Raw genomic sequence first — 12,088 nt, 5'->3', positions numbered from 1 at the left:
CAAAAGCCCGCCTTTGTTTGGTAAAGAAATTATCTCATCAACTGCAATACAGTTTGTGGTTGAGTATTTGCTTGAGCCAACATTGCCATACTTGACTGAATCAGTATCTGCTGTTTGGTGAATTGCATCATTTCTTTTGCCATATCTGCATCTCTGATACGGGATTCTGCTGCTGTCAGGTTTTCTGCTGCTACTCCAAGGTTGCTTATTGTGTGCTCCAGCCTGTTCTGCACAGCACCAAGCTGGGCTCTTGCACTGCTAACTTTGTGTATAGCAGCGTCTATGACCATAACAGTCCTCTCGGCATTATCCTGATCTGTAACATCCAGCGACGTACTTGTCAAACCAAGCGCAGCTGCTCTCATATCATCGATGCCAGAAACCATGTTATGGCCCTCATTCGCTCCTATCTGGAAGACTAACTGGCTTGCCGTCGTAACCGCAGCTTCTACTCTGGCCACAGCACTGTCCACAACTTCGCCTACAGGCAGTGCTCCACCAAAGTCAGCAAGAGAGATAACATTTGTATCCCACGTAAATGTGATATTACCAATAGCTGCGCCGCCTGCGGTAATGTTCGCTATTACAGAATTGCTTCCACCAGCTGTGAAAAGTGTTATCTTGACATCAAGTGCGCTTGTTTCAGTGCCGTTGAGCTGTCCAACTTCAACCACATAAGTGCCCTCAACTGCCGCCGAGCTCACTGAACCAAGTTGCAGATTGATATTTCCAGCTGTGACTACCTTTGCATCCGGGCTTGCTCTGAAACTTTCTATTTTTCCATCCAGAAGTTTCATTGTGTTGAATTCGGTTGTTCTTGCAATTCTGTCGATCTCCTCGCGAAGTTGATCCAACTCTGCTTGAACCTGATTTCTGTCTACGTCAGTGTTCGTATCTGATGCTGCCTGTACTGCAAGTTCTCTCATTCTTTGCAGTATTGAATGAACTTCTGTTAAAGCACCTTCTGCGGTCTGGATCAGGGATATGGCATCCTGTGCATTTTTTACTGCCATATTTAAACCTGATATCTGCCCTCTCATTTTTTCACTGATTGCCAGACCCGCTGCATCGTCTCCAGCTCTGTTGATTCTCAAACCAGATGAGAGTTTTTCAAGAGTTTTGCTCATTGAGTATTGTGTTTGGTCCATACTTCTCCAGGCATTCAATGCACTGATATTGTGATTAATTCTCATTAAACCACACCTCCTTGTTTTCTGTACTGCCTTCCTGGCAGTTACCTTTACCCACGGGCGCCTATGGGATTTCATTATCTATATCGACAAAATTTTAGAAGGCTTTAGAGAAAAAACGCGATTAGAATTATTCAAACCTTATAATCCATATGATACGAGAAATCTTTCTATACTTCTATTCAATGGTTCTATTTCGATTCCAAGCCGGGTCAAAAAATTTTCCAGTTTACGACTCTTTACAATAAATTTTACCGGTGATTCTTCCTGTCCAGAGAACACCCATTTCAAGTCATATTTGTTTTCAATGCTCTTTACTATATCAATAACCCTGACTTCTTCTTTTGAAGTGAGATTTATCACTTCGAGCTTTTTTTCACCGAGAGCTTTTCTGATCTCTAATGCGCTTTTAATTAGTATTTCAGCAACTTTTTCTACTGGTACCGGATTTATATATGACTCACCTTTACCTGTTATTTTCAGCGGTGCTCCTGTCTTAATGCATTCTATTATGTTGTCAAACAGTCTTTTTCTTTTCTCGTTTTTTCCAAATGCATTTGTTAATCTGTAAATGATCAATTTTTTTCCTGTTTTTCCTGCTATAAGCCTTACCATATATTCTGAATAAAGCTTGCTCAATCCATAGTAATCCAGTGGTTCAACCGATGTTTCTTCATCAACCTTTCCTTCGTGCCCATAATACACCGCCGCACTTGATAGAAAAACTATATCTGCTCTTAATTCTGCTTTCTCAAGTTTTTCAAGGTAGCTCAAATCCATTTTGAGAGCCTCGGTAAAATTGTGCCGCGGCAGATTATGATTGGAGTTCCCCGCTGCTATCACTAAGGTATCTGTTTCCTTTAATAACTCGCTACCTATGTACTCTTCAAAATGTATATTTCCTTTTTCTTTGTCTTCAAAATACACTCCGGTATGATTTATTTTCAGGTATTCTGCCCATTTTTTTACACGATGACCTATAAAGCCGTCGCTACCAATTATTGTTACCACTTACAACACTCCTGTGCCATTCGATAGTTCTTTTTATACCTTCTTTCAGAGGTACTTTCTGCTCAAAACCTAAATTTAATAGCTTTTTGTTTGAAAACCTTTTTCTTGTTACTAGAAATTTTTCCGGCGGTTCGACTATTTTCATCAATTCTCTTGGCGCTTTCGTGTATTTTAAAACTATTTCTCCAACTTCTTCCATTGTTTTATACTCCTGTGTTCCGATATTATAAGCCTCGTACACATTATCTTTAAACTCATGTTTTTCCAAAACAAGCATAACTCCATCAATGAAATCATCTATGTAGCACCAGGCTCTTTCAGAACCTCTATGCACGTAAAATTCTTTCCCCGTTAGTGCGTTATATATAAACTGGTCAATCGCCGATTTATATTTACTTGAAATAACTCCAGGACCATATACCATAAAAGGTCTTATACCGACAGCCTTTAAGTTGTAGTTTGTCACATAGTGGTTCACAAGAGCCTCCCCAAAGTACTTGCTAATTGCATAAACATTACTAAGCATAAATGGAGAAAGATGGTTTACACTTTCTTCTGTTACTTCTTGAATATCAAGTAACCTTCCATAAATTTCTGAAGTGGAGAAATACACCAGGTTTGATCCCATTTCCATGCAAATATGAATTACATTCAAGGTCCCAATATCATTAACTCGAATCATCTTATGTGGATGTTCTTCGCCAACAAGTCTTCCCACTTCACCAGCCATGTGGACAACGTAATCAAATTTATCAAAAGTCTTTGCAGTTCTCCAGAGATCAAGAAATTCAGTCACATCGGCACGAACGTAATCATCATAATCTCTAACTTGTAAATCGAGCGCAATAACCTCATGTCCCTTAGCCTGAAGTTTGACTTTTAACATCCTACCGATGAAACCCAAGCCACCCGTTAGCAATATTTTCATAATTTTTCCTCCTTCATTGTGTAATTGCATAAAAAAACTTTGAATGCTTCAGAACTAAAAAGAAAATCTACTAATTTATTATAGTGTTCTATCAAATTCTTGATTGATGATCTCTCAAAATCAGGTATTTGTATCGATTCTCTATATAAATCCAAAAAAAACAAAGGGAATCTGATGCTAAGTGAATACATTATTCTTTCATTGCCAGCTCCGAAAATCTTGTCCTTTATAAGTGTTCTTAAATGATCTATCCTGAAGAACCTGCTTCGAGTTAGGGACGAACCAACTTTCATTAGAATACTTCGAGAAGAAGTCTGTCCAGAATGCGTTCTGTTAAATACCGTACTTTCGCTCAATCCAATCTTAGCGCCACAGAGAATCAATTTTGAAAAAAGGTCATAATCTCCATCAACATTCCAGAGCATTTTATCGAAACCGCCAGCTCGATCGTAGAGTTCTTTTTTCATAACAACCGAAGAGCCATTTAAATTATTACTGAGAGTTATGCGAATGAAAAGTTCTGTACTATTATCTGGTAATATCGTTTCGTATCTTTTCGCATTCCCTGGAGAACTTCCAAATAAACTGTATTTCGAAAACACAACGTCGAAGGAATTTTCAAGTAAATTCACATCTTTTTCCAGCTTCCTGTCATCTATGTAATAATCATCAGCACTAACCCAGGCTACATACTCCCCATTCGCGTGTTCGAAACCTTTCTCCAAACTATAAGCTGCACCTGCATTTTTTTCGTTTTTTAAGACTTTGATAGACATGTCTTTATATTGTTTGCAAAGTTTTGCTATAGATTGTTGTGTGTCGTCTTTAGAATCATCATCAACAATAACCCATTGCAGATCTCGAAAGATAGATTGCTTTGACAGACTATTTGCAAGAGCTTCAAGAAATTCAGCAGCGTTGTATGCCGGTGTCACAACGCTCACTAATGGCTTTCTTATGGTTGTATCTACAACCACTTTGGTAGAATTATCGAGGTTATCACGATTTTTTTGGTTGTAAGAGTCGATTGTTTCGTAGCATTTTGAAACAAAACTTTCCGAAAAAACGCCTTTAAGGTTGCAATAATTTGCAGTGAACTTAGATGATCCATACAGCATTTGTTCATTATTGACCTTTGATTGTGTACACCGCAGCAAATTAAGAACTTCTACAATGTTCTTGATCTGTTTCTCAATGGAAAACTTATTCTCTACGAAACTTCTGTATTTTTCTGACGAATACTCATTCTCTAACATTGCCGGTATCTCATCAATAAAACTATAGACCAATTCAGCTGGCCATTGTTCTTTTGAACCACTGTAGTTGTGTATTATCGGTTTTATTCCTCTTGCCATGGCTTCGGCGATGTTGTAACCGAAGCTCTCGTGAATGCTCGTTGACAGAAGATAATTTTTATTTTCAAGAAATGCATTAATATCCTTGACAAAGCCGTAGAGCTTGACATTTCTTTCAAGATCTGCATCTTCAATAAAATGCCTGAAGTAATTTGCATAACGCAGCTCCTGAAATTCTCCAGCAATGTGAAGAACGTACCTTCTATCTATTTTCTTAAGCATGCCTGCTACCTGAAGCCACGCCGCGGGATCTTTTTTATGGCTTATATGGGCAACAACTGCTATGTCAAATCCGGGAGTGCGATTTTTGAAAACAAATTTGTTCAGATCTATTCCGTTGGGAATTATTCTGATCATATTACTTATTTTTCTGTATGTGTCATTGTGGTAGATTTCAAGAATTTCTCTCATATGTTCGGCGACCAAGATCAGAATATCAACATTTTGCCAGTTCATTTTTTCTGGATAAGTAGATAAAGCTTCATAACTGTGGAGTCTACATATGACTCTTTTTCCCGTTTTGTTCATTCTGCCTGTTATCTGTACTGCCATTTCATTTGCCCACTCCAGCCAGATAATATCTGCCCAGTTGTAAGCTTCAACAATTTGTTTACTATCAGTTGTCACAACAAGCTTTACTTTGTAAATATTTGATAAGATCTCTGCAATGTCTTTTATAAAATTATCTATATTGGGAAGACAAAAGATAGCGAGTTTCTCGTTTTTAAAGTGCTGCTCTTTGATAGAGTCATATTTTTCTTTAAGCTCTTTGATGCTTGACATTTCATAAGCCTTTTTATAATAATGTAATGCCATGGCCGGGTTATCCTGTTTTAACTGTGTATCACCGAGCATGTCATAAATTTCCCATGTTTTTTTGGGTATTCTTGTTAAATATCGCCAGGATTCAAAATAATTCTGTTTTTCAAAAAGTGCTTTTGAATAATTGAAAAGCACATCTGAATGTGCTGGATTTATTCTCAACGCTTTTTCAAAAAAATTTATGGCATCGTCATTTTTTTCTTCATAGAAAGATATAACTCCAAGCGTGTTATTTTTATCAATTTCATCAGGAATGTTTTGAGCTAATTCTTTTGCTTTTGAAAAGTCCTTTGACTGAATCAATCGAGATATCTTTTCAAATATTTCCATCTTTAACACTCCCAAAATTGCTGCTACTTCACTTTTCATTTTAAAGTTCTACACTCAACTGAAAGATTCCCATAAAACTAATCTATCTAATCAAAAGGATGGCGAAGATTTTCTGCGCCTATTATTCTTCTGGATCCAATATAATTAACGTCAAGTTTATAAGAATAATCTTCATCTTTCTCAGCAAAACTATTGATTGTAACTCCATTACTCCCAGAATGAATAAACCTACAGTTACCGATATAAATACCAACGTGTGATGGACCGGGTTTGTATGTCTGAAAGAAAACAAGATCTCCAGGCATCATGTCTTCTTTACTGTTTATCTCTAAACCCTGCTCAAATTGCATATCTGCATCTCTTCTGAGAAAATATCCACCCATTCTGAAGCAAAACTGTGTAAATCCAGAACAATCGAAACCATAAGAAGTAGTGCCTCCCCAGAGGTAAGCAAGTCCTGTATGCTGTCTGGCTATATTTATAATGTACTCGGCATCCCTAAAAACTGAAAACACCTCTTTTCTACTTGAATGAAGAGTAACATCACTTTTTCTCACTTTCAATTGCTCCTTATCTGGCGAAAGTAACCATACGTAATTTTCACTAACCTTTAAATATGGTAATACCGTGCCTTGCACTATTTTTTCTACCATAGACGAATCCTCAACAGCTGCAAATTTTGAAATGACTACGGCAAAATTATTTACCAGATATGAGTTAATCGACGGTTCATCATATATCACGAAACCTGAACTATCAAGCCACCCAATGTAATTATCTTCCATCTGCACAAGATACCAATCATTTACACATTTAAACAATTTCAGTAAATCACCCATGCGCGCCTGGGTCACTATATCGTTCGTTTCTGGGGTTTTTACAAGATTTACAACAGATTTTCTAACAATTCCATACATATTCAAAAATTTCTTCTCAGGCAAAAGCTCTATCTGATCCAAAACATTCATTTTTGAATTCTCCAGTATTTTTTGAATCAAAAGATTTTTTACTCTCTGCTCCCCCACAAAACCTTTTAAAAGGACTGTGGATCCTTCTATCGAAGGCAGGACAGAAAATATCTGTTCCCTCTCATCAATTTTATTTTCTCTCTTAAACGACTCTATGAGCTCCTTCACAACCATCTGACAACTCTCCTTTGGGTTCAATCTTTTTGAAAAATCAAAAAAACACTATAAACTAAGTATATATTCTGAGAGGAGGAAAATCCATGAAGATATTTATATCAGCTGATATGGAAGGCATATCTGGTGTTGTTAATTTATCACATGTTGAACCCGGTCACAGAGAATACGAAAGATTCAGAAAACTTATGACAAAGGAAATCAACACCGTTGTGGAAGCTGCAATTGAATCTGGTGCCACAGAAATTGTTGTAAATGATTCACACAACAATATGGACAATATACTGATTGAAGAACTTCACCCCGGGGCCATTTTGATTAGCGGGAGTCCAAAGCCTTTTAGCATGATGCAGGGTATTGACGAAACATTCGATGGGGTTTTTCTTATAGGCTACCATGCGAAAGCCGGCACCGAAGCTATAATGGATCATACCTACACAGGCAAGGTTTTTTACACAAAAGTGAACGGAAAAACATTGAGTGAATCTGGTCTAAACGGAAGATTCGCCGGATGCTTTAATGTGCCCGTTGTTCTCATCACTGGCGATCAAAACACAATAAAATGTGCAAAAGAAGAATTAAATGATTTTGTTGGCGTAGTTGTGAAAGAAGCATGTGGCAGATATTCAGCAAAAATTTACCCCTTCGAAGTGAGTAAAGAACGAATAAAAAAAGGCGTGAAAGAAGCACTTGAAAATATAAAGAAATTCAAACCAACTGTAGAGAAAGAACCGGTTGAATTAGAAATTTGCTTTATAAAATCAATTTTTGCCGAGATGTCCCTGCTTATACCTGGAGTTGAGAGAAAAGATGCAAGGACTGTAATATACAGAGCTTCGACATATATGCAGGCTTATAAGGTCTTCAGGGCCTGTATAACATTGGCTTCGTCGGTTGAATAATCCGTGAAAATTCCAGTTTTTCTCATTTTAGCCGATATTATTGTCGAGGTGAAGAAATGAAAATTGAAAGCTCGTATGTAAACATGAAAAGTTATCACTCACATGTGAAATTTTACGAAAGAACCGGGAGGTACAGAACAATAAATAATATTAAGGCTGCAAAAGCAGACACAAATCTGTTTGAAATAAGATTGAGTGATGAAGATAAACTAAAACTAAGACTCATAAAATTTTTACTGGAGAAATTTACAGGAAAAAAGATCAGAATCTTTGTACTTGAATTTGAAGAAAGACCGCAAAATTCTGGAACTAAGGAACCAGACCTGCCAGTTGACTCAAATGTTATATACGATATCAGAGAAAAATACATTGAGGAAGAAAAACTGCATTTTGCTGCAAAAGGTACTGTTTTTTCAAACGACGGCAGAAAATTAGAATTTGAAATTTCTCTGAAGATGAGCCGATCGCTTGAAATTACAAGGCAAATCAATCTCTCCATGCATGAAAATTTACAGGATCCTCTTTTGCTGAATTTCTCAAATGTGCCAGTCGAATTCTCCGATAAAAAAGTGAAATTAGACCTCGATCTGGATAATGTGACCGATGAAATTCACCTTCCAGAAAACGGGGCTTTCCTGGCACTCGATCTGAATCAGAATGGCGTCATCGAAAACGGCTTAGAATTATTCGGACCCAGGACAGGAAATGGCTTTTTAGAGCTTGCCAGATACGACGAGGATGGAAATAACTGGATTGACGAATCGGACAGCGTTTTTGCAAAATTGAAAGTCTGGTTTGCTGACCAGAATGGGAAATCAAAGCTCATGACATTGAAAGAAACCAACATAGGGGCAATTTATCTGGAATTTGTGAAAACACCTTTCGATATTCATGATGGAGTTATAACAAATACAGGCATTTATCTAACAGAAGATGGACAAGTAAAAAGTATACACCAGATAAATTTAAAAGTATAATAAAACCGTTTACTGTAGTATCATCTGATTTTGGAAAGGGGTGGTATGATGAAATTGAAAACAATTACCACACTCTGGTTGATCGTGGCGTCGATTTTGTTGCTATCATCCTGCGCTTTCAACTTGTTTGGAGATCTGGAATTTCAATCACTTCTATCGAGTGGAACAGATGAACAAAAACTGGAAAATGCGAAAAACGCTCTCAGTTCTAAAGATTATACGAAAGCTATTGCTCTATCAGGTTCAGTTCTAAACAATATTCTTGGACTTAATCTCACAAACGAGCAATTGACTTCTCTTCTTGATTCAACAAGTACTCTGTACGAATTTGCTCAGAGCCTGTACGAGAAAAAAGATGAGCTCAATGAAACAGCGGTTGAAGCTTTGAAAGTTCTCCTGGAAGCATCTGCCAGCAAATCTGAAAAAAGTGTAAACGAGGTGATTGACGATCTGAGCGAAGTTGCTGAGGAACTTGGCTTTAACATTGGAGATTATCTTCCAAAAAGCATGAAAAGTTCAGAAAACCTCTGGGAGATCCTGGAATCTGAAGCCGGCACAATAGTCTCATCTGTCGCCAGTTTTATGGATAACGCCGAACTTTTAAAATTTCTTACCTCTGGCTATTACGCCCTGATATCTACAACAGATGATGCAAGCATGATTTATGCAGCTTTCTGCGCATGGTATGATATATGTTATATGTTAAACCTGGTTTTAGACATCGACAATGACGGAGTTATAACCGACGAAGATCTCGTAAAGAATACCATCACCAGCCCTGCTTCCTTCACAGAATATGCAAGCAATACCCAAAGTGGGTTGTATCATGATGAAAACTCCTGTGATGAATTCGTATGGGCATACGATATATTAACAGATATTCTGACAACACTGGATATCGATATTGATTTGCCAGACGCACCAGCTACTCAGGATCTGTATGACGCACATTATCTACCAGATCTTTTTGAATTGTTGAGTGGTGATGCAGAATGAAAAAATTCATGATCCTGATCTTGTGCTTGTTGTTTGTCACTGCGTTTTCCTATCAGTGGGAAGTTTCCCCCGGATTTTTCAAACCTGTTGAAAATCTTGGTATGGGGGGAACATATGTCACGACAAGCCAGGGATTAGGAGCTTTGATATTAAACCCGGCTCTGTATACGCCTGGTTTTGAAATTATTTCACCAATAGGTGTTTCAAACAATGTGATGTCAATTTCCAAACTTTTCCCATACATCTCAAACCCATCTTCTATAACAGAGTTAGCCAGTGATACAGAGTTTCTCGTCTCAATGCAGGGCGTGCACAGCTACGATTGGAATATTGCTGCAGGATACGGGTCGAAATTAGGAAATATCTCACTTGGAGGTATGGGCGCTTTTCAGACAAGTGCTTTTTGGAATCTGTCTCTCATGAGAGTTGAGGATGTTGAATTAGGTGCCTGGGCGAGTTATTTTGGCGTTTTTGGGGGCTCGTTCAAAATTTCAAATTTGAAAATTGGAGCTTCGGTCGGTGGAGGAATGGCAGGATTTCTCGTGCCTGCTACCGGGACAGATTATCCAGCATCTGTTAATTTACTTGACGAAAATTCATTTGAAAATATTGTCCCAGATGACGTGAACAAAATCTTCTCGAACATAAATAATTTGTTCTTTACAGCTTCCGCTGGAGTAATATATGACATTAGTAATTTCAGATTCGGTGCCAGTCTTTTTTATAATTCAAACGATGTACTGATTAATTCTTCAAGGTATATCCTATCAATTGGTGCATCTTACAACTGGCAATTTTTAACTGTTGCGGCAGAGCTTGAGGATCTTCTCAATCAGGAAAAATCTATATACAGAAAATTGAATTTAGGATTGAGCACAGATTTTGGTATTGTAAAACTTTTTGGTGGGTTGCACGCCGGATGGCTTACTGGTGGTGTAAAGCTTGATATACCATTTGTTAAAATAGGGTTCACGGCATATGTGTATGAATATTCCAAACACGCAGGTATTATGGGAGAGCAAAGGTACATTCTGAGCTTCGATACAAAATTTTGAAAAGGGGACAAATGTCCCCTTTTTTATTCAAATCTTTCTAAGAGAGCTTTATAAGCTCTGTAAGTTTCAAATAAATCAGCTTTTGAAACAAGCTCGAATGGTGAATGCATTCCAAGCAAAGCCGGTCCCATATCCAAAACGCAAACTCCACGTTCGGCTAAAAATTTGGCAACAGTTCCTCCGCCCCCTCTATCAACTTTTCCCATTGTTGCCACTTGCCAAACAACATTTTCCTCGTTTAAGATTTTCCTCACTTTTCCGACAATTTCTGCATGAGCCTCGCTGGAACCTGACTTTCCTCTGCTACCCGTGTACCTGACAATTCCTATGCCATGGCCAACTCTCGCGGCATTTGTTGGATCGTGCACTTCCTTGAACATTGGATCTACCGCCGGGCAAACATCAGCCGATACAACAAAACTTTTTGCAAATAATTCATCTATTCCAAGAGAAGTATCTGTACACCCCTGAATCTTGAGAAGTCTCTTCAGGAACATGGCATAAAAATTGGCCTTTGCTCCAGCGTTACCTTCACTTCCTATCTCTTCTCTGTCAAACAGAATAACACCACACGATCTTACAGGATTTTCTACTTCTATCAAAGCTCTCAAAGCTGTATAGGCACATATTCTATCATCGTGGCCGTAAGCGCCCAGAAAACTTTCGTCAAATCCGACACTTCTCGTCTTTAACGCCGGTACGAGTTCAAATTCACCACTTACAAAATCTTCTTCAGTTAAATCATATCGTTCATTCAAAAGTTTTAACACGTAAGTTTTAACAGCTTCTTTCTCCTGGCCAGCAAGAGGAATACTGCCAAAGACAACAGTAAGTTTTTCTGCATCAAATTTTTCTTCGATAGAACTATCTTTTTTATCCAGATGCGGAAGCAGGTCAGGTATGACAAAAACGGGATCGTCTTTACACTGACCTATGTGTATTTCTACAACCTCCCCTGTATCCTTAACAATGTAGCCATGAAGTTCCAGAGGTAAACCAAACCATTGATACTTCTTCACACCTCCGTAGTAATGAGTCTTTCCAAGAGCTATTTTTTCTTCTTCAAAGATTGGCTGTGGTTTTAAATCAAGCCTTGGAGCATCTATATGCGCTGCAATTAAGTTAACGCCCTCTTCAAGCCTTCCTGCAATATTCAGTGCTATCAAAGACTTTGCTCTGTTGACTGCATATACTTTGTTTGAATTTCCATCGAATTTTTCTATTGGTACATACCCTGCTTCTTCGAGCATCAAAACTGCCTGCGAGATAGTCATTCGTTCTGTTCTTGAAAAATCAATGAACTTAGCATAATCTTTGCTGAATAGCTCGATCTCATCCCGATTGCGAACATGCCATACGTTTTTTGGTGAAAACCTCAAA

The 12,088-nt window shown here is 38.0% G+C and carries 10 protein-coding genes; 4 read left to right on the top strand and 6 right to left on the bottom strand.

Translation table 11 applies throughout. From position 1 onward, the window contains the following. Window positions 1-29: 29 nt before the first annotated feature. From TEL01S_RS01235 to TEL01S_RS01215, 5 genes are all read right to left on the bottom strand, one after another. Window positions 30-1,193: a flagellin gene (locus tag TEL01S_RS01235; RefSeq protein ID WP_028843506.1), complete on the bottom strand. Its 1,164-nt coding sequence runs from the start codon at window positions 1,191-1,193 to the stop codon at window positions 30-32. Window positions 1,194-1,331: 138 nt separating this feature from the next. After that, window positions 1,332-2,201 carry an NAD-dependent epimerase/dehydratase family protein gene (locus tag TEL01S_RS01230; protein WP_028843507.1) on the bottom strand — a complete coding sequence of 290 codons (870 nt, stop codon included), beginning with the start codon at window positions 2,199-2,201 and terminating at the stop codon, window positions 1,332-1,334. After that, entirely contained in the window at window positions 2,182-3,129 is a 948-nt protein-coding gene (locus TEL01S_RS01225; protein WP_028843508.1) for an NAD-dependent epimerase/dehydratase family protein, read from the bottom strand. Before TEL01S_RS01225 ends, TEL01S_RS01230 begins: the two co-directional genes overlap by 20 nt. After that, window positions 3,126-5,636, bottom strand: a complete 2,511-nt coding sequence (locus TEL01S_RS11010) for a glycosyltransferase (protein ID WP_070104237.1) — start codon at window positions 5,634-5,636, stop codon at window positions 3,126-3,128. Before TEL01S_RS11010 ends, TEL01S_RS01225 begins: the two co-directional genes overlap by 4 nt. Window positions 5,637-5,722: 86 nt before the next feature. Next, the gene (locus TEL01S_RS01215) at window positions 5,723-6,778 is read right to left on the bottom strand and encodes a C40 family peptidase (RefSeq protein WP_012002304.1); all 1,056 of its coding nucleotides are present in this window, start codon (window positions 6,776-6,778) and stop codon (window positions 5,723-5,725) included. Between the two features lie 86 nt (window positions 6,779-6,864). On the opposite strand from TEL01S_RS01215, the gene TEL01S_RS01210 reads away from it, so the two are divergent. The 4 genes from TEL01S_RS01210 to TEL01S_RS01195 are packed head-to-tail and all read left to right on the top strand — an operon-like array spanning window position 6,865 to window position 10,708. Continuing rightward, complete coding sequence (locus tag TEL01S_RS01210) at window positions 6,865-7,680, top strand: M55 family metallopeptidase (protein ID WP_012002303.1); 816 nt, start codon at window positions 6,865-6,867, stop codon at window positions 7,678-7,680. A gap of 56 nt (window positions 7,681-7,736) precedes the next feature. Continuing rightward, entirely contained in the window at window positions 7,737-8,657 is a 921-nt protein-coding gene (locus TEL01S_RS01205; RefSeq protein ID WP_012002302.1) for a hypothetical protein, read from the top strand. A 45-nt stretch (window positions 8,658-8,702) separates the two neighbouring features. Next, entirely contained in the window at window positions 8,703-9,653 is a 951-nt protein-coding gene (locus TEL01S_RS01200; RefSeq protein WP_148202126.1) for an outer membrane protein assembly factor BamD, read from the top strand. Beyond that, entirely contained in the window at window positions 9,650-10,708 is a 1,059-nt protein-coding gene (locus TEL01S_RS01195) for a hypothetical protein (protein ID WP_028843509.1), read from the top strand. The genes TEL01S_RS01200 and TEL01S_RS01195 overlap by 4 nt, the downstream gene beginning before the upstream one ends. 23 nt (window positions 10,709-10,731) lie before the next feature. On the opposite strand, the gene TEL01S_RS01190 is transcribed toward TEL01S_RS01195, so the two are convergent. Then, the gene (locus TEL01S_RS01190) at window positions 10,732-12,087 is read right to left on the bottom strand and encodes an aminopeptidase (protein ID WP_028843510.1); all 1,356 of its coding nucleotides are present in this window, start codon (window positions 12,085-12,087) and stop codon (window positions 10,732-10,734) included. Window position 12,088 lies beyond the last annotated feature (1 nt).

The sequence above is a fragment of the Pseudothermotoga elfii DSM 9442 = NBRC 107921 genome, assembly GCF_000504085.1.
GTDB lineage: Bacteria > Thermotogota > Thermotogae > Thermotogales > DSM-5069 > Pseudothermotoga_B > Pseudothermotoga_B elfii.
Note: the sequence above shows the minus strand (reverse complement) of the source record. Positions and strands in the feature narration are given on the sequence as shown.

Bases quoted from the DNA above. Each gene is read 5' to 3' on its own strand.
- TEL01S_RS01205 (WP_012002302.1), top strand. From the start codon at position 7,737: ATGAAAATTGAAAGCTCGTATGTAAACATGAAAAGTTATCACTCACAT.
- TEL01S_RS01200 (WP_148202126.1), top strand. From the start codon at position 8,703: ATGATGAAATTGAAAACAATTACCACACTCTGGTTGATCGTGGCGTCG.
- TEL01S_RS01215 (WP_012002304.1), bottom strand. From the start codon at position 6,778: ATGGTTGTGAAGGAGCTCATAGAGTCGTTTAAGAGAGAAAATAAAATT.
- TEL01S_RS01210 (WP_012002303.1), top strand. From the start codon at position 6,865: ATGAAGATATTTATATCAGCTGATATGGAAGGCATATCTGGTGTTGTT.
- TEL01S_RS01225 (WP_028843508.1), bottom strand. From the start codon at position 3,129: ATGAAAATATTGCTAACGGGTGGCTTGGGTTTCATCGGTAGGATGTTA.
- TEL01S_RS01195 (WP_028843509.1), top strand. From the start codon at position 9,650: ATGAAAAAATTCATGATCCTGATCTTGTGCTTGTTGTTTGTCACTGCG.
- TEL01S_RS01235 (WP_028843506.1), bottom strand. From the start codon at position 1,193: ATGAGAATTAATCACAATATCAGTGCATTGAATGCCTGGAGAAGTATG.
- TEL01S_RS11010 (WP_070104237.1), bottom strand. From the start codon at position 5,636: ATGGAAATATTTGAAAAGATATCTCGATTGATTCAGTCAAAGGACTTT.